The following is an 18,570-nucleotide window of genomic DNA, read 5'->3' on the forward strand; positions in this document are numbered from 1 at the left end:
AACAATAGCTTTATCATCCCAATGCTTTGTTTTTTGTAAGGGTTACATATCAGCTGTATCAATCCCGGTGCTTTGTTTTGTTTTAAGGAACAATAGCTTTATCATCCCAATGCTTTGTTTTTTGTAAGGGTTACATATCAGCTAAATTATTCCCTTATATTTTATAATCTTGAAATCACTCTTATAAAAATCGTTTTTTTTACATTGCAAAGATTTATAAATAACTGGATACGTACAATACCCATATTTAGTGATATTTCATTTTTTTAATAAAATTTTAAAAATTAACAGGTTAACTAATTGATAAACATAAATTTAATTTGAATTAACATGAATTTGTTTAAAAGATATATAATGATAAATAGTATTTTAGCATTAAATAATTAATATAATTTTATTCTAATTTTTAAATCAAATGGGACTTACGATCAAAGAGTTAACCAAAATTGAGGAGATGTTGGCTCAGATTGAAATCATGCAATTTCTATATCCAAAACTTTCCTTAGAGAAATACAGAGCTTATCTTTTAGAAATGATACCGCATAACTATACCCAGATTGTCGTTTTTGAAAATGAAATTTGTGTGGGGATTACAGGATGCTGGTCAGCTACAAAATTGTGGACGGGCAAATATCTCGAAATTGATAATTTTGTAGTTAGCCCTGAACATCGCTCTAAAGGAATAGGAAAATTTTTGACTGATTATATTGAGCAGAAAGCATTATATCTAAACTGCAGCAGTATTGTTCTGGATGCCTTTACAGGTAATTTCGATGCGCATCGTTTTTATTATAATCAAGGTTATCAGCCAAAAGGATTTCATTTTGTAAAAATATTAGATGAAATAAAACTGACGCAATAAATTATATTAGATTTGTAATTTAAAAACAGATATATTTATACTTAAATTAGTACTTTTTAACACAAATGCGTATTATAGCAGATAGAAGCGTTAAAAAAAAATTTTTTACTCTGAAAAACAATGGCAAAAGAAAGTTTTAATTGGAAAAGTCTCTTTATAAATGATGAGATTTCAAATAAGGATGCATCAAAAGATATTCAATCCTCAGCATCCGTTCAATCCTCAACAGAAAATAAATTTCCAACTGAAATTCCTGAATCATTTCCAACTAATTCACTGACGAATCCTTTTTTAAATGAAATCTTTGAAGTTTATGATAAAGGTTTTGAATCATTAAATGAATCAGGTTTTGATTTTTTTGAATTATATAAATCCGTTTTAGCTGTAGGAGTTACAAATCCGCAGAGTTATCAGATGGCTTTTACCATGGGTAAAACAATTAGACCAGATTTAACTAAAGAATTTCTTTTACAGAAAGGAAGTTTTTATATGGCTGAAATTGAAAAAGTCTATACCAAATATGATACAATTGGTAAAACAAAAAAATCAGACTTAGAAAATAATATTACTAAAGAGAAATATAATTTGTCTAAAAGTGTTTCTGAATTAGAAGCGAAAATTATAGAACTTCAGAAAGATCTTGAATCTAAAAAAACAGAACTTCAAAAAATTGATCCGGTTAATATGGAGCAGCTTTCAGAAATTCAATTAAAAATGGATGCCAACAATTTAGCAAAACAAAAAATATTAACATCAATCAATACTGTAATAACAGGAATTAATCAATATTTATAATCAATGGATAGTAGATACGAACAAGAAAAAAGCACCCTTTTAACATTACCAATTTTAAAACATTTTGATGAATCAAAAGGAGAAATTGCTTTAAAATCCGGAGCCCTTAAAAAAGGGGAAAAGTCATTGTTTTTGGCTTTAGCACTTGGTTTATTAGGTGTTGGGGGATATTTAGTCTGGACATATATTATTCCGCCACTGTTTACAATGCTTGGACAGGCTATCGCATTATCTGCGACAGGTGTGTTTTTGGTGTTTTTAGTTATGATGGCACCAGTAATTATGAAAGCGCTTCGTTTCGCAACAAAAAATATTCATAAGGCATTGATTCAAAGTAATCCTTTTAATGAATTGGAAGAGCAGAAACAAAAGATGATTAAAAACCGTGAGGTCTTTAAAAACACAAAAGCCAAGCTAAAAGGACTTAAAAATGAAATGGAAATTGAAGCTAATAAGTCTGAGAAAGAAGCTAAAGAATTTCAGGAAGATGTTTTAAGTTTACAGCGTCAGTCAGAAAAACTCAAATCAGCCATGGATGAAATGGTAAAAATTAATGGAGTTGCTGCAAAAGATACAGATGAATATGTGGCTTTACAAAGTGAATTAGCCAGAAAGCTCAGTGACTCACAAAGAGTTTCAACACAATATGAACAAAGTAAAAGTTTTATTCAAAAATATGGTGTTCGTGCCAATGTTCTTGGTAAAATGGATAGAAAATTAACTTTGGCCGGAACAGCAATTGACATTAAAATTGCTGACTTTGATGTTACTGTTAAGATGCTCCAAAAAGAATATGAGTTTGCCAGAAATGCTAAAGAAGCAACGGAAAGTGCTAAAAGCGCCATGCTGTTTACAAAAGACTGGGAATTAGAATATGCTTTAGAAGTAGTAACTTCGACAATTGCCCTGGATATTGCAAAAACATCGGAGAATTTAATTGATATTGATGCTTTAACTTCTAAATATTCTGTAGATAACGATGAACTGTATTCAAGATTAGATTCGTTGGCGGATGAAATTAAAACGGGGGATAATACAATTCCGGATTCAACAAAATATACAAGTCCAAATTATAAAATGACCAAAGATGATAAATTATCAGGTGGTGGTTTTGGAGATATTTTCTAATAAACAAATTAAATTTTAAAAATAAAATGGGAAAAATTTTAAGAACAGAAAAGTTAACAACGTTTTCTGAATTCATAATCGTTATAGTTGCGATAGGAGCAATTTTAGCAGGAGTTTATTATATCTCTCCTGGAATTAAAACCGCAGTTTCAAAGCAATTAAATGGAATAGATCTTAATCAAACGGACGTTAATAATGTAACTAATGCAGAAAAAATTGCGATTCCATCTACAGATATTTCTTCTGAAGTTTCAGGTAAACCTTTAGTGAGAATTGGAGGATATGCCTGGAATGCTCAATCCGGAATTATCGTTTCTAATGGTGGGCCAAAAACGACCAAAGGATCTTTGATGGAAAAAAATGGAGTTAATCTTGAAATTATTCGTCAGGACTGGTTATCGGAATTGCGTAACATGCAGATGAAATTTATCGAAGAATTTGATAAGGGAGAAGCTTTTCCAACTTCAGATAAAAGTGTTTTTGCTGTTATGATTATGGGTGATGGTGCGCCATTTTATATAAGCTCTGTTCAAAAATCATTAGACGAAAAATACGGAAAGGATAAATATCACCTGCAGGTTATGGGTGTTGTCGGTATGAGTTATGGTGAAGATAAATTAATCGGCCCGCCAAACTGGAAATCAGATCCAAAATCTATGAAAGGTTCTGTTATTTCTGCGGTTCTGGGAGATGGTGACTGGGTTACAACTGTAAATTATTGTTTTGCTAACGGATTGAAAGTAAACCCGGATCCGGCGACTTATGATGCTGAAGCGGTAAATATCTATCCATCTGAAAATGATGATTATATTAAATCGGCTGAAGAATTGATTAAATCTCAGACAACAGGATGGACAGTTACTTTGAAAGAAGTAATAAACGGAAAATTGACAGGAAAATCCGTAAACAGAAAGATCGATGGCTGTGCAACCTGGACACCTGGAGATAAAACAGTTTTTGATAAACTTTCCGGATTTGTAGATATTGTTTCAACAAAAGAATTCAACAACCAAATGCCAACAGCACTTATTGGTGTTAAAGAATGGGCAGTAAAAAATCCTGATATTGTTTCTAATATATTGAAATCAGCATTGACGGCTTCAAACCAAATGAAAAATTATGACGACTGGAGAGTAAGAGCTTCTCAAGCAATTACAGATACTTATAAAATGGAAACTCCAGATTACTGGTATAAAATGTTTAAAGGACAACAAGGTACAAAAGGCGGTTTAACTTATAACATGGGTGGATCAAAAGTATTTAATTATGCAGATGCTATGCAGTATTTTGGACTGTCAGACGGTGTAAACAGATATAAATCGGTCTACAATCAAGTTTCCGGATATCTTACAGAATTGAATCCGTTTGGATTTAATGAGAATGTAGGTGCTGTTGTTCCCTATGACCAGGCAGTAAATTTATTCTTTCTGAAAAACATCAATGACATCGAATCGACTTCGGCAGATAAAGCAGATTACAGCAACCAGGCAACAGAGGTAGTAGCTTCCGGAGAATGGAAAATTAATTTCAATACAGGAAGTGCAGATATTTCTAACTCGTCAAGCAGAGAGGTAGAAAAAATTTACAATCTTTTAGTGCAGGCAGAAAATACAAAATTGACTGTGGTAGGACATACGGATAATGTTGGAAATCCAGATTCTAATTTAGCGTTATCAAAAAGCAGGGCTGAAGCCGTTGTAAATTATTTAAAACAAAAAGGAATTCCTGCCAATCGTTTTCAAATGGTAGATGGAAAAGGCCAGAACGATCCAATTGCAGACAACAATTCTGCTTCTGGAAAAGCGTTGAACAGACGTGTAGTGATTACTTTCTTAAAATAATAACTTAAATATTGAAGGCTATCTTATGGGTAGCCTTCTGCTATTATATGATAAAATATTTTACTCCTTTCGAAAAAATTTCAAAGCTCCAAAAAACAATCATTTTAATATGTTGGCTGGTTCTTTTGATTGTAATCTGGTTTGCTACAACAACTGGTGAAAAACATCTGTTTCCTTCTCCAAATCAGGTCATAAAAGGATTTTCAGAATTGTATAAGGAAGGTTTGGTGGTACATATCTTCAATTCTTTGAAACTGTGTTTTATTTCTATTTTTCTGGCTACTGTAATTTCATTAGTATTGGCTTATTCGTGGCCAATTCCGGTATTGAAATCAATTTCTGAATTTGTGACCAAGTTTCGTTTTCTGCCTTTTACCGGACTTTCATTTTATATTACTATGGTAATTCACGAAGCAAGAACAATGCAGGTTTGGATTTTAGTTATTTTCCTGACTACATTTTTAACGACATCATTAATTGCTGTTATCAAAGATATTCCGCAAGAAGAATTTGATCACGCCAAAATGTTAAAATGTACCCGGTTAGAAGTGCTATGGCAAGTTATCGTTTTAGGAAGATTAGATTATGTTATGGATGTAATCAGACAAAATCTCGCCATTACATGGATGATGCTGGTTACTGTAGAATCTATAGTTGTTGCATCAGGCGGTTTAGGATTTTTAATCAAAAACTCTGATAAGTTTATGAATACAGGTAGAATTATAGCACTTCAAATCATAATTTTATTAATTGGACTTAGTTTAGATGCAGGAATAAATTTCTTAAGAAAAGCAATATTTAGATATTCAAAAATATAATCATGAAACACGAATATAAAGAAACACTTTTATACGTAGAAAATCTTAGTGTTGCGTATGATGATACTGTAATTATAAAAGATATAAGTTTTATAGAAAAAGATGTTGTCAGGGATGGTATAGATAATACAGGACAAGTAATTGCTTTTGTTGGAAGATCCGGAAGAGGAAAATCAACTTTTTTTAAAGCACTTACGGGATTGGTTCCTTGTAATTCGGGAAAAATATTAATTCGTGATTTTCAAAACAAAGAGCCAAATGCAGCTAAGTCTGTCAGGGAAGGTGATGTTGGTTTTGTAGATCAGAAGTATACTTTATTCCGACATAAAACGGTTACTGAAGCCTTAAAATTTTCGCTGCGGAAAACTACCCTTTCGAACACTGAAAAAGAAGAAAAAATACAGCATTACTTAAAAGAATGGGGATTAGAGAATTGCATGGACAAATATCCTAACGAACTTTCTGGCGGGCAAAGACAAAGAACCGCAATATTAGAGCAATTGTTTTCATCTGATCAGTTTATTGTTTTAGATGAACCTTTCTCCGGTTTAGATGTAGGAAATATTCAAGAGGTAAAAAAATCTTTTGAGCTACTGAGTAATTCCTCAGATTTTAATACGGTTATTTTTTCTACTCATGATATTGAACTGGCAATAGAATTAGCACAGACTATTTATGTTATTGGATACCCAACCATAAATGGTAAAAAGGAACATTACGGAACAATAGTTGCCAAATATGACTTGAGGGATATGGATCTGGCATGGAAAGATTATTGTGATGACCATCATAAATTATCAAAAGAGATTATTCATCAAATGATGATTTCTTAAATTTAGCTACATGGCAAAAAAAAACAATCCGATAGCTATTATAGAAGAGTCTTTTTTGTCTCTTAAAAAATATTTGGAGACCAATATAAATCCTGATGAAGCCGTTTTTACGGCTTCCTTTATTAAGGACTTACAGAAAGAAACCGCAAGGATTCTTGAAACCTGCAAGGTTCTAAATCAAGATACAGAATTTATTCAAAAAATAAATCAGGAGGTAAATCCGACCGCTTCCAGAGGATTACTTTTTAAGGCAGAACATTTTTTCCTTTCGGATATTATTACATTGTATGATAAAGAATGGGCGAATAAAAATGAAAAATCTCAATTTGTACTTGCCTATTATTACGATGCTTTGCGCAATAATCATTTTGCTGAAGAAAATGCTACAGCACAATTGAATCAATTGGTTTTTACAGAGGAGTTTAAAAATCAGATTCTAAAAATAAAAAAAGAAAACAAAATTCTTACTTCAAACGCAGAGCAAAACCGGTCTCTGCTGCCTGTAGTTTTGTCTGAAACAAGGCATATTAAAAGGGACGAAATTTTAGTTCAATATCAAAATTTTCTTAGTTTTGCATTTGATAAAAAGTTAGAAAGCACCACTGTTTTTGCTGATTTTTTAGGTTTAAGTTTAAATAAATCAAAGAATAAAGAAGTTGAAGTGCTTCCGGAAGAAGATACACTCGAAAAAGTATTAAAAGAATTAAATGAATTAGTGGGTTTAGCAACAGTCAAAAAAGATGTTGGTGAACTTATTAATTTATTAGAAATACAAAAAAAACGTTCTCATCAAGGATTAAAGAATGTAGAAATCACCTTGCACACTGTTTTTTCAGGACCACCAGGAACCGGAAAAACATCTGTAGCACGACTTTTAAGCCGGATTTTCAAACATTTGGGGTTTTTATCAAAAGGCCAAATGTATGAAACAGATCGGGAAGGTTTGGTTGCAGGGTATGTAGGGCAAACGGCCACGAAAGTAGATGCTGCTGTAATCTCAAGTCTTGGAGGTGTTTTGTTTGTTGATGAAGCCTACGCGCTTTCTCAAAATGCTTTTGGAAATGATTACGGTGCAGAAGCAGTCAATACATTGCTAAAAAGAATGGAAGATCATCGGGACGATTTGGCAGTGGTAGTGGCTGGATATACAGAACCAATGAAAATTTTTGTAGAATCAAATCCGGGATTGCGATCCCGTTTTAATAGATTTTTTTATTTTGATCATTTTTCGCCTGTAGAATTATTACAAATTTTTGAATCACTTTGCACCAAATCAGATTTTATAGTCTCTAATGATGCCAAAGAAAAACTTTCTGACACCTTTGATTTACTATATAAAACAAAAAATGAAAGTTTTGGAAACGCAAGGGCTGTTCGAAATTTATTTGAAAAGTGTGTTCAAAATCAGGCTAACAGAATTGTTAAATTAAAGAAAATCACTAATAAGGCTTTAAAGACATTGACTGAAGAAGATATTCCAGAACCTAAAGAAACAGAGCAAAATGTTAATCTTGAGCAAAAAGACAAAGAATCATAAATAAAAAAGAGCCGACATCCCCACTTGTCAGCTCTTTTTTATTATAAGGAATATTCATTTATTTTTAAACTTATAAAATGGTGATTCTCAATTACCAAAACTGAGAATCAGTTCCATTTTATAAATAATAACAGATAATAAAATCTGTAGTGCTTTGTCTTTCATGGGAACAAACTAGCTTTATTAGTCCCAATGCTCTGTTTTTATAGGGTTACAATACAGCAGAATCAATCCCTTGTGCTTTGTCTTTTATGGGAACAAACAAGCTTTATTAGTCCCAGTGCTTCCTTTTTTATAAGGGTTGTATTTAGCTTTCTCAATCCCTATGAACAAATTTAAGAAAACAGTTTAGGGTAATTGTTATATAATTTCCGACGTATCTTATATATTTTACATTTACTTATTGAAAATGAATTTATTAAATGTATTTATAGTTTAATTATGACGTGAGGCAATTTATAAACAAAAGAATGGTTATTTTTGTTTTATAAACTTATTTATTAAATTATTTTGGGATTATATAAAAATCTTTTTAAACAGACTGCTATTTACGGATTAGCCACAGTATTGCCTAGAATGCTTAGTTTTTTATTGGTTAGATTATATACTGGTCTTTTGCCAACAGCAGAATATGGTGAAGTTTCAATTGTTTTGTCCTGGATGGTTTTTTTCAACGTTGTTCTTTCATACGGAATGGAGACTGCTTTTTTCAGGTTTTATAGTGCAGAAGAGGATAAAAAAAACGTAATTGCAACTGCCACGATATCTATATTTTGGTCTTCAATAGGTTTTTTGTTCGCTGCCTTAATTTTTAGAAACACTTTAGCTAATTGGGCTGAAGTTGATTCGCAATATATTACCTATTCTGTCTGGATTTTAGTATTAGATGCATTGGTTTTAGTCCCATTTTCTAAATTAAGAGCAAACCAGAGACCAATAGTTTATGCCATAATTAAGATTGGAAACGTGCTTGTAAATCTGTTATTGAATCTTTTTTTCTTATTGTATCTGCCAAAGATTGCAATTTCAAATCCCGGTTCTGTCTGGGATAATTTATACATTGAAAATTTCCAAATAGCCTATATTTTTATTGCCAATTTACTGGCAAGCTTAGTAACTTTTATAGTTCTTTCCCCTCATTACCTTTTACTGGGACGAAGATTCGATCGGGTTTTATGGAAAAAGATGATGCGATATGGGCTGCCTATTTTAGTAGCAGGAATTGCTTTTGCGGTTAATGAACATTTCGACAAAATATTATTAGGTTACTGGCTTCCGGAAAATCTTGCAAAATCTGAAGTTGGAGCCTATTCGGCATGTTATAAATTAGGATTGTTCATGGTTTTGTTTGCAACTGCTTTCAGATTAGGAATTGAACCTTTCTTTTTCAGTCATTCCAAAAATGAAAATGCTCCCCAGACTTATGCTGTTATTACCAAATATTTTGTGATTTTAGGTTCTATGATTTTATTGGCAGTCATTGTTTTTGCAGACATTTTAAAATTCCTTTTACTTGATAATAAGTCATACTGGGAAGCAATGAAAGTCGTACCTCTCATAATTCTGGCAAATTTCTTTTTAGGAATTTATAATAATTTATCAGTTTGGTATAAATTGACTGATAAAACGAAAATAGGAGCTTATATTTCTATCATAGGCGCTATTGTAACATTGGTATTAAACTATTTCTTAATTCCAATTTACAGCTATTATGGTTCAGCAATTGCAACTATTTGTGCTTACGGAAGTATGATGCTGATTTCTTATATTTTAGGGAAGAAGTATTACCCAATACCATATGATATGAACAAAATTGGCGCATATTTAGGAATTTCTATTGGATTTTCAGCTATTTCCTTTTATGGATTTAGGGAAAATTATTTTGTTGGAATTCTTTTATTATTAGGCTTCATGTATTTTGTTTATCATAACGAAAAAGAAACAATCAAAGGAATTATCAATAGAAAGTAATTCGTTTTTTATAACCCAACTTACTTTTTTATATTTTAACAAAAAAATGGAAATACAAATCATTAATAAATCACAGCACGATTTACCAAATTACGAAACCATTGCTTCGGCAGGAATGGACTTGCGCGCTAACTTAACCGAGGCAATAGCGTTGAAACCATTAGAAAGAACAATTGTAAAAACAGGACTTTTTATAGAGCTGCCAATTGGTTACGAGGCACAGGTTCGTCCAAGAAGTGGTCTGGCAGCTAAGAAAGGAATTACGGTTTTAAATTCTCCCGGAACTGTTGATGCAGATTACAGGGGAGAAATAGGTGTAATTTTAGTAAATTTATCGAACGAAGTTTTTGTGATTGAAAACGGAGAACGAATCGCACAATTAATTATAGCCAGACACGAAAGAGCCGAGTGGAGAGAAGTTGAAGAACTTTCAATAACAACAAGAGGTGAAGGCGGATTTGGGAGTACAGGAGTAAAATAGAAATTTAATAATTTTAGATTTAAGGATTCCATAATCTTTAAATTTTTAATCTTTCAATAGAAAAACATGAAAATAATCGTTCCAATGGCGGGTCGCGGATCAAGACTCAGACCACATACATTAACTATTCCAAAACCATTAATTCCTGTTGCAGGAAAATCTATCGTACATCGTTTAGTAGAGGATATAGCCAAAATATTAAAAGAACCAATTGAAGAGGTGGCTTTTATTTTAGGTGATGAAGCTTTTTTTGGTGATGATCTTGTAGCAAGTTTAGAAGAATTGGCGCAAAGTTTAGGCGCAAAGCCTTCTATATATCGTCAGGATTTGCCTTTAGGAACAGGACACGCCATTATGTGTGCGAAGGATTCTCTGTCTGGTCCGGCAGTAATTGCCTATGCAGATACATTAATCAGGGCTGATTTTGAATTAGACCCGGCTGCTGATGCAGTAATCTGGGTGAAACAAGTTGATAAACCGGAAGCCTTTGGTGTTGTAAAATTAAACGCTAATAGCGAAATTATAGAATTGGTAGAAAAACCAAAAGAGTTCGTAAGTGATTTAGCGGTTATCGGAATTTATTATTTTAAAGAAGTTGGCGATTTGAAAAAAGAACTTCAGGATGTTTTGGATAATAACATTCAAAATGGTGGAGAATATCAGATCAATGACGGAATTAAAGCAATGATGGCTAACGGAAAAGTTTTTAAAACCGGAAGCGTAGACGAGTGGATGGACTGCGGAAATAAAAATGTTACGGTCGAGACCAATTCGAGAATGTTAGGGTTCTTGCATAATGATGGAGAACACTTAATTGATTATGGAGTAAAATCAGAAAATTCAACGATTATTCCACCTTGTTATATAGGAGAAAATGTAGTGTTGATAAACGCAACAGTAGGACCAAATGTTTCATTAGGAAAAGGGTGTCATGTTGTTGACAGTTCAATAAAAAACAGTTTGATTCAGACACATGCACATATAAAAAATGCTAACTTAGATAATGCAATGGTTGGAAACCATGTTAGTTATGATGGTAAATTTACCAGTATTAGTATTGGTGACTATTCAGTGTTGGAATAAATGATAGTATAAAATGAAATTCTGTAAATGATGCATAAAAGAATTTTAGTAATTTTATTTTTTGCTCTAATGGGCAATCAGATTTCGGTTACGGCACAGACTGAACCGGAAGATATTGCCATGGCAACTGATGAATATCAGGACTCGTTTTATGAATCATTAAAACAGAAAGGAATTGAAAATTATGATAAGGCAATTGTATCTTTAGAAAAATGTATTAAGCTAAAACCTAATGATGCTGTCGCTTACTTTGAATTAGGGAAAAATTATCTGGCTTTAAAAGAGTACAAAAACGCACAGGATTCATTTGAAAAAGCAATACAATTAAATCCTAAAAACAAATGGTTTTGGTTGGGCGTTTATGATGTGAGTTTTGAAACAAAAAATTATCCTTTAGCAATTGAAACGATTCAAAAAATTATTCCTTTTGATGAAGAATACAAGGACGATCTGATTTCACTTTATATGATTACCAATCAGTTTGACAAGGCTCTTTTAACGATTAACGAAATGAATGAAAGATTCGGAAAATCCGAAGAAAGGAATATTTATAAAATGCAGATTTTAGCACAAGGAAAGTATCAAAACGCTGAAATTGATAATTTGATAAACCAGATCAAACAAAATCCGAAAGAAGAATCAAATTATGTCAACTTAATTTTTTTATATTCTAAAGCAGATCAAACAGATAAAGCTATAGAAACAGCAAAACAATTAGCAAAGGAAATACCAGGTTCTGAGTGGGGACAGGTGAGTTTGTTTAAAGGATATTTAGATACTAATCAGGCTGAAAAAGCCATCAGCTCGATGAATACAATTTTGTCAAGTTCAAAAATAGATTCAAAAATAAAACACAGAACGCTAAATGAGTTTTTGATTTATGTAAATAAAAATCCTCAGTACGGTTCGGATTTAGAAAAAGCAATCGGTTATTTTGACAATGATAAGGAAGTTGATGTTGCAAAAGAAATAGGAAAATTTTATCATGGCAAAGGGCAGTTTGAGAATGCAATTAAATATTATGAAAAAGATTTAAAAGCAAATTCAGATACAGATCGAGAGACTAATTTACTTTTGCTTGAAGCCTATTTTCAGGCCAATAAATTTGATTTGATGACAAAAAGAGCCATGAATATGATTGATGTTTATCCAAGCCAGCCACAATTTTATTATTACGCAGGTTTAGGAAATAATCAGTTAAAGCAATTTAAGAATGCAAAAACCGTTTTAGAAATGGGACTTGATTATGTAGTAGATGATAAAAAAATGGAGGCGGATTTTAATATGCAGCTTGGAGAAGCTCATAATGGTTTAGGAGATGCTAAGAAAAAAGAGGAATACTTTTTGAAGGCAAAAGAATTATTAAAACAAAAGAAGTAAAAGATTTAGATTCAGATGAAAAAATATATAGTAATAATAGTAGCAGCGATTTTTACAATCTCTTGCAAATCAAAGGCAGTTGCTGTACAGAACAGTAATACCACTGAAACAGAGGTAAAAAAGGATAACAAAGTAATAGAAAAACATTACGGTAATAAATTAGATTTTAAAACATTATACATCAAGGCAAATGCTAAATATGTTGATGAAAAGCAAAGTCAGAATGTTACTGCTGAGATTAAAATTGAAAAAGATAAACAAATTTTGGTAAGTGTACGTTTTTTAGGAATTACAATGGCAAAAGCACTAATAACACCAACAGCGGTAAGTTATTATGAAAAAATAAATGGCACTTTTTATGAAGGTGATTTTACCAGTCTGAGCAAATGGCTTGGAACCGAATTAGATTACACTAAAGTACAAAACTTACTGGTTGGAGAAGCTTTAGATGATTTAAGAGAAAGCAAATACACACAGACAATTATAGAAAATTTGTATCGTCTGGAAGATGAAAAAGGAGCTAATCTAAAAAAAGTTTTCTTTTTGGATGCTGAAAAATATTTTTTGCAAAAGGAAGAAATATCTCAAGACAAGGAAAACAGAAAGCTGGAAATTTTATATTCCGACCACAAGGTTTTTGATCAGGGAATACTTCCGGCAAGCATTGAAATTAATGCGATTCAACCGAAAGGGAAAACAGATATTAATTTAAAGTACAGCTCTGTTTCTTTTAATGAGGAACTTTCTTTTCCTTATAGTGTACCAAATGGCTATAAAAAAGTTATAATTAAGTAAATTTGCAAAAAGATAAAAGACAGATGCCAAAATTTCTCCTAAGCCTAATTTTTATATGTGCCACAACTTTTGTGTGGGCACAAGATGATCAACAAGAAAAACTGGAACAGCGTAAAGCCCAGATTCAGCAGGAAATCAGAGATAACGAAAAAATGCTTCAGTCTGTAAAGAAACAAGAGAAGTCAGCTGTAAATGTTTTTTTGATCCAGCAAAACAAAATCAAGCTAAAAGAAAAATTAATTAGTACTACTGCAAAGCAGGAAAAACTTTTGAGTAATGACATGTACATTAATCAAATGAAAGTAAATAAATTAAATAGAGAACTTAAGGTATTGAAAGAAGATTATGCCAAGATGATCCTTAAATCATATAAAAGCCGTTCTGAACAAAGCAGGGCAATGTTCATTTTATCTTCAGAGAGTTTTTTGCAGGCTTACAAAAGAGCACAATATTTAAAACAATACACCAATTTCAGAAAAAATCAAGGCTTAGAGATTCAGTCCAAAACAGCAGAATTAGTTGACTACAATGCTAAATTAGATGGACAAAGAAAAGTTAAGAAAAAGATTATCGCTGAAAATCAAAAAGAAAAACAAAGCTTGGAAGTTGAAAAGAAAGAACAGCAAAAGTTAGTCAATCTAATTAAAAAAGACAAGAGTAAAATTATTGCCGATACAAGAGCGAAACAGAAAGAATCAAAAGCAATTGATGCTAAAATTAAGCAATTAATTCGTGAACAAATTAGATTAGCAAATTTAAGAGCAGAAGAAGAAAGACGAAAACGAATAGCAGAAGGCAAAAGCACAGAAAGTAGTGAACCGGCTCCAACTAAAAGTTTTTCATCTGATAGAATTACATTAACTCCAGAAGGTAAAATATTAGCAGCTGATTTTAAGGCCAACAGAGGAAAATTACCGTGGCCGGTAGAAAAAGGATTTATTTCATTAGGTTATGGAGATCAGCCGCACCCGCTATATCCGTCATTGACCGTCCATAATTCCGGAGTAGAGATTACTACTGAACAAGGAGCAACTGCCCGCGCCGTATTTGAAGGAGTAGTGTCAAAAGTTATAGCCTTGTCTCCTGTAAACAGAGCTGTTTTTATTCAGCATGGAGATTATTTCACCGTATATCAAAACCTAAGTTCAGTATCTGTTGAACAAGGTGATAAAGTTAAAGTTAAACAAAGTATTGGAAAGGTAAGAACTAGTGGTGACACAGGAAAAACAATTATTAAATTTTTGATTCTTCAAAATATATCAAATAACAATCCGGAAGGATGGTTGCAAAACAGATAAAAAATAAAGGGAGCTAAATTTAGCTCCCTTTATTTTTTATTGTTGTTGCTGCTGCAACTGATCCATATAATTTAACTGCTCCTGTACTTTTGAGGAAACTTCTTGTAATTTCACGTCGTTTATTTCTTCAAATTGCCTGCCGTCTTCGTATCCTATAGAAACGCAAACAGAAAGTGTCTGTCTGGCAAGCCCTTTAAAAGTCCCTTTTATAGGAGTACAATCACTAAAATTTCTTCCTACGGAAAGACGAACATGATTATCCATTGTCCAGATGTTGTTGGTTGGATCTAAACCTAACCAACCCTGAGTTGGCGTGTAAATTTCTACCCATGCATGTGTAGCACCTTCCCCGCGGAGTCCACTTTCATTTGGGCAAATGTAGCCGCTCACATATCGCGAAGGAATACCGGCTGTGCGCAAAAGATGCAGAAGAATATGAGCAAAATCCTGACAAACCCCTTTTTTAAGTATTAATATTTCATCTACAGTTGTTTCAATGTTTGTAATTCCTTTTGTGTAAGCAAAATGTTTAAAAACATAAGAATTACATTGTTGTGCAATTTCGATAATAGATTTATCCTCAATATTTATTTCCTCTAAAATGCTTTCAATCTCAGATTGTTTTTTGATTTTATCGATGTAACAAAGGCGCAATAATAAAATACTTTTTTCTTTTTCGATCTGGATATCTTTCACGGAAGTGGCATCAATTTCAGGAATTTTAAGGGAATGATTAACCCGGACCAGCATTCTGGATTCGATTGTCATTTCGGTATGGCTGGCTAAAACATTGAAATTGCCGACACGATTTCCATAATAATCCTGAGAAATATCAACATTTGGAGCATGTGTTATTAAAAGCTGGTACTGCAATACTTCCTGATTTTCAAAATGATGCGGAAATAAGCGTATTTCGTTGATGCTTTCTTTGATAGGATGATTATATTGGTATTTGGTGATGTGTACTATTTTGAAAAGTGCCATATTTTTAAGTGTAAGAAAAGAATAATTTTGAGAAATCGGTTGAAAATTGAATCAGTTGGTTTTTGGTATTTTTTAAAACATCTTCTAATTCCTGATTGCTTAAATGTTGATAATCAGTAAATTCAATATAACTTTTAAGACGTCCAAATTGGTTTAATAAAGTACGTCCTTCACTTAAATCATTGTCTTTAAACAAACTATCCAGATACGTATTAATGAAGTCCAGTGTATAAATTACAGAGTGTGCAAAATCTTTATTAAAAAGAACCTGATGTGCCACTTTTCGATTGTGGGAAATATTGCTGTAACTTTTCATGTACAATTCATAACCGGAAAGTGATAACAATAATCTTCGCCAGTACATTAGATCTTCTTCGCCTTCAAGATTGTAATTGATAGGTGAAAAATAGGCCTGTGTCATCGAAATAGTTTGTAAACATCTTTCAATATGCTTGCCGATACTCGAAAAACACCAGCCTAAACCTCTAGGCATAGTTACCTGAAGAATTCCGTTATAGAGTAATAGATCTTTATTGAGTTTGGTAATTACATTGAGTGCATCAGAGGTTTCAAGTTTTTTTGGCAAATCTGGTGAGTTCACAAAATGGTACATAGAGTTGATGTGTTCCCACAATTCTTTGGTAATTTTATCTTGTGCGCCTCTGGCATTTTCGCGAGCTTTTACAACCAAATTCTTTACCGAATTATCATTCTGATTATCGCAAATAATATATTTTAATACATAAGTTGTATCATACTGTATGGAATGAATTTTGGCATGAGACAAACTTGTATAATATTCTAAAAGTGGTTTATAACCCTGTGAATCACCAATTTCTTTATCGAAAGATAAAATATAGGAAGTGTTTAGGGTAAGCAACATTCCATCGGTTCTTTCCATGTATCGGTTAAGCCAAAACATTCCATCTGCAACTCTGCTAAGCATATTTATTTCTTTTTGAATGTTTATAATTTATTTGATTATCCAGGTGTCTTTACTGCCTCCACCCTGAGATGAATTTACAACTAAAGATCCTTCGGTAAGGGCAACACGGGTTAAACCACCGGGTACGATTTGAATCCCTTTTGGACCACAAAGGGCATAAGGTCTTAAATCAACATGACGTAATTTTAGCTGCCCGTCAATCAAACAAGGAACAGTACTGAGTTGAATAATGGGCTGAGCAATAAAGTTTCGCGGCGTTTCTGTAATGGCGATTTTAGCGGCCTCCATTTCTTCCTGAGTCGCTTTATTGCCCATAATCATTCCGTAACCGCCACTTTGGTTGGTTTCTTTAATAACCATGGTTTCCATATTAGCAAAAACATGCTCACGTTCATCTAAATTCTCCATACGGTAAGTGGGAACATTTTTAAGGATAGGCTCTTCGTTCAGATAATATTTAATCATATCCGGAACGTAAGCATAAACGGCTTTGTCATCGGCAACTCCATTTCCAACAGCATTCACCAGCGCAACGTTTCCTTGTCGGTAGGCACTAATTAAGCCAGGAACACCAAGAGCGCTGTCCGGTTTAAAAACCAAAGGATCAAGATACTCATCATCTAAACGCCGGTAAATTACATCAACTTGCTGCAAACCCGCTGTCGTTTTCATATACACCTTGCTGTTGTTTACGACCAAATCACGTCCTTCTACTAACGGAATTCCCATTTGCCGTGCGAGATACGTATGTTCATAATAGGCAGAATTGTATACGCCGGGCGTGAGTAAAACTACATTAGGATTGGATATATTTCTAGGTGATAATGAAACCAAAATGCTATGAAAAATCATAGGATAATTGCTCACCATACTTACATGGTTCGAGGAAAGCATATCCGGGAAAATTCGTTTGGTGATTTCACGGTTTTCCAGCATATAACTCACGCCGCTGGGGCATCTCAGGTTATCTTCCAACACATAGAATTCGCCTTTTGCTCCCCTGATCAAATCGATTCCTGCAATGTGCACATGAATGTTGTGAGGTACTTTTATGCCCTGAACCTCCTGAATATAATGCGGACATGAAGCAATTAATCCTGCCGGAATTATACCATCTTTTACAATTTTCTGATCATTATATACATCTTCCAAAAATAAATTCAGTGCTAACAAGCGCTGTTTGATTCCGGATTCTACTTCCAGCCAATCCTCTTGCGTGATAATCCTCGGAATAATATCAAAAGGAAATATGCGTTCAATTCCTTTATCATCATCGCTGTAAACCGTAAAGGTAATTCCCTGATTCATGAATAAGTCAGAGGCTTGTTGTTGTTTATTGGTCAAAGTTTTGTGGTTTAGACTTTGCAGGGTTTGAAAAACCTGACGATACGAATCCCGGACACCTTTATTAGAAAACATTTCGTCCCAGCCATTGGGATTTAAACCTGGTGCTAATTTCGCCATACTCTAATTATTAAATAAATACTTTTTTAAGTATTTTGGTGAAAATTATTTGCTTTTTTAATCCAAAATACGACTTTAAAAGATTATAATTCGTATTAAGTGTGATAATATTGTAATTTATGTAAGATTTGTTTTTTGAGGTTTTAATTTTGAAAATCTTCTTTTTTATGGCTGTGTTTTTTTAAGATTTGATATTCCTAAAAAATACTTTCAGATGAATTTACTTTTAAAATAAAGATTTTTAAATTTTAGAATTAAACAGAAAGCGGTGAAAAGGAGCATTTAATCGTGTAAAAATCATTGGATTGTTGATTACGAAATTGCAATGATTGAATTTAAAAATAGTATTTTTGC

16 protein-coding genes are annotated in these 18,570 nt (G+C 32.8%); 13 read left to right on the plus strand and 3 right to left on the minus strand.

Annotated features, from left to right (window positions below; all coding sequences use genetic code 11):
• Positions 1-415 precede the first annotated feature (415 nt).
• From ABI657_RS10700 to ABI657_RS10760, 13 genes are all read left to right on the plus strand, one after another.
• Positions 416-862: a GNAT family N-acetyltransferase gene (locus ABI657_RS10700; protein ID WP_348097251.1), complete on the plus strand. Its 447-nt coding sequence runs from the start codon at positions 416-418 to the stop codon at positions 860-862.
• Between the two features lie 120 nt (positions 863-982).
• On the plus strand, positions 983-1,657 hold the full coding sequence (locus ABI657_RS10705) for a hypothetical protein (RefSeq protein WP_348097252.1): 675 nt from the start codon (positions 983-985) through the stop codon (positions 1,655-1,657).
• Between the two features lie 3 nt (positions 1,658-1,660).
• Positions 1,661-2,785, plus strand: a complete 1,125-nt coding sequence (locus ABI657_RS10710) for a hypothetical protein (RefSeq protein ID WP_348097253.1) — start codon at positions 1,661-1,663, stop codon at positions 2,783-2,785.
• 26 nt (positions 2,786-2,811) lie between these two features.
• Positions 2,812-4,626 carry an OmpA family protein gene (locus tag ABI657_RS10715; protein ID WP_348097254.1) on the plus strand — a complete coding sequence of 605 codons (1,815 nt, stop codon included), beginning with the start codon at positions 2,812-2,814 and terminating at the stop codon, positions 4,624-4,626.
• A 47-nt stretch (positions 4,627-4,673) separates the two neighbouring features.
• Entirely contained in the window at positions 4,674-5,444 is a 771-nt protein-coding gene (locus ABI657_RS10720; protein WP_348097255.1) for a hypothetical protein, read from the plus strand.
• Positions 5,445-5,446: 2 nt separating this feature from the next.
• Positions 5,447-6,277, plus strand: a complete 831-nt coding sequence (locus tag ABI657_RS10725) for an ATP-binding cassette domain-containing protein (protein WP_348097256.1) — start codon at positions 5,447-5,449, stop codon at positions 6,275-6,277.
• Between the two features lie 10 nt (positions 6,278-6,287).
• Complete coding sequence (locus ABI657_RS10730; RefSeq protein ID WP_348097257.1) at positions 6,288-7,814, plus strand: AAA family ATPase; 1,527 nt, start codon at positions 6,288-6,290, stop codon at positions 7,812-7,814.
• A gap of 510 nt (positions 7,815-8,324) precedes the next feature.
• A complete protein-coding gene (locus ABI657_RS10735; protein ID WP_348097258.1) occupies positions 8,325-9,785 on the plus strand; it encodes an oligosaccharide flippase family protein in 1,461 nt (486 codons plus the stop codon).
• A gap of 46 nt (positions 9,786-9,831) precedes the next feature.
• The gene (gene dut / locus ABI657_RS10740; RefSeq protein WP_348097259.1) at positions 9,832-10,266 is read left to right on the plus strand and encodes a dUTP diphosphatase; all 435 of its coding nucleotides are present in this window, start codon (positions 9,832-9,834) and stop codon (positions 10,264-10,266) included.
• Between the two features lie 66 nt (positions 10,267-10,332).
• Entirely contained in the window at positions 10,333-11,349 is a 1,017-nt protein-coding gene (locus ABI657_RS10745) for a sugar phosphate nucleotidyltransferase (protein ID WP_348097260.1), read from the plus strand.
• A gap of 30 nt (positions 11,350-11,379) precedes the next feature.
• Entirely contained in the window at positions 11,380-12,729 is a 1,350-nt protein-coding gene (locus tag ABI657_RS10750; protein WP_348097282.1) for a tetratricopeptide repeat protein, read from the plus strand.
• A gap of 15 nt (positions 12,730-12,744) precedes the next feature.
• Positions 12,745-13,524: a DUF4292 domain-containing protein gene (locus tag ABI657_RS10755; protein ID WP_348097261.1), complete on the plus strand. Its 780-nt coding sequence runs from the start codon at positions 12,745-12,747 to the stop codon at positions 13,522-13,524.
• Positions 13,525-13,547: 23 nt separating this feature from the next.
• A complete protein-coding gene (locus ABI657_RS10760; protein WP_348097262.1) occupies positions 13,548-14,822 on the plus strand; it encodes a peptidoglycan DD-metalloendopeptidase family protein in 1,275 nt (424 codons plus the stop codon).
• Positions 14,823-14,858: 36 nt separating this feature from the next.
• Here the strand turns inward: ABI657_RS10760 and ABI657_RS10765 are convergent, their stop codons facing one another.
• The 3 genes from ABI657_RS10765 to ABI657_RS10775 are packed head-to-tail and all read right to left on the minus strand — an operon-like array spanning position 14,859 to position 18,216.
• Positions 14,859-15,806, minus strand: coding sequence for a transglutaminase family protein (locus ABI657_RS10765; RefSeq protein WP_348097263.1), 948 nt, complete (start codon positions 15,804-15,806; stop codon positions 14,859-14,861).
• 4 nt (positions 15,807-15,810) lie between these two features.
• On the minus strand, positions 15,811-16,752 hold the full coding sequence (locus ABI657_RS10770; protein WP_348097264.1) for an alpha-E domain-containing protein: 942 nt from the start codon (positions 16,750-16,752) through the stop codon (positions 15,811-15,813).
• 27 nt (positions 16,753-16,779) lie between these two features.
• The gene (locus ABI657_RS10775; RefSeq protein WP_348097265.1) at positions 16,780-18,216 is read right to left on the minus strand and encodes a circularly permuted type 2 ATP-grasp protein; all 1,437 of its coding nucleotides are present in this window, start codon (positions 18,214-18,216) and stop codon (positions 16,780-16,782) included.
• Positions 18,217-18,570 lie beyond the last annotated feature (354 nt).

Source organism: Flavobacterium sp. (assembly GCF_039930565.1).
Lineage (GTDB): Bacteria > Bacteroidota > Bacteroidia > Flavobacteriales > Flavobacteriaceae > Flavobacterium.

Coding starts and splice junctions, on each gene's coding strand:
- ABI657_RS10700 (WP_348097251.1), top strand. CDS start 416: ATGGGACTTACGATCAAAGAGTTAACCAAAATTGAGGAGATGTTGGCT.
- ABI657_RS10705 (WP_348097252.1), top strand. CDS start 983: ATGGCAAAAGAAAGTTTTAATTGGAAAAGTCTCTTTATAAATGATGAG.
- ABI657_RS10710 (WP_348097253.1), top strand. CDS start 1,661: ATGGATAGTAGATACGAACAAGAAAAAAGCACCCTTTTAACATTACCA.
- ABI657_RS10715 (WP_348097254.1), top strand. CDS start 2,812: ATGGGAAAAATTTTAAGAACAGAAAAGTTAACAACGTTTTCTGAATTC.
- ABI657_RS10720 (WP_348097255.1), top strand. CDS start 4,674: ATGATAAAATATTTTACTCCTTTCGAAAAAATTTCAAAGCTCCAAAAA.
- ABI657_RS10725 (WP_348097256.1), top strand. CDS start 5,447: ATGAAACACGAATATAAAGAAACACTTTTATACGTAGAAAATCTTAGT.
- ABI657_RS10730 (WP_348097257.1), top strand. CDS start 6,288: ATGGCAAAAAAAAACAATCCGATAGCTATTATAGAAGAGTCTTTTTTG.
- dut (WP_348097259.1), top strand. CDS start 9,832: ATGGAAATACAAATCATTAATAAATCACAGCACGATTTACCAAATTAC.
- ABI657_RS10745 (WP_348097260.1), top strand. CDS start 10,333: ATGAAAATAATCGTTCCAATGGCGGGTCGCGGATCAAGACTCAGACCA.
- ABI657_RS10750 (WP_348097282.1), top strand. CDS start 11,380: ATGCATAAAAGAATTTTAGTAATTTTATTTTTTGCTCTAATGGGCAAT.
- ABI657_RS10755 (WP_348097261.1), top strand. CDS start 12,745: ATGAAAAAATATATAGTAATAATAGTAGCAGCGATTTTTACAATCTCT.
- ABI657_RS10760 (WP_348097262.1), top strand. CDS start 13,548: ATGCCAAAATTTCTCCTAAGCCTAATTTTTATATGTGCCACAACTTTT.
- ABI657_RS10765 (WP_348097263.1), bottom strand. CDS start 15,806: ATGGCACTTTTCAAAATAGTACACATCACCAAATACCAATATAATCAT.
- ABI657_RS10770 (WP_348097264.1), bottom strand. CDS start 16,752: ATGCTTAGCAGAGTTGCAGATGGAATGTTTTGGCTTAACCGATACATG.
- ABI657_RS10775 (WP_348097265.1), bottom strand. CDS start 18,216: ATGGCGAAATTAGCACCAGGTTTAAATCCCAATGGCTGGGACGAAATG.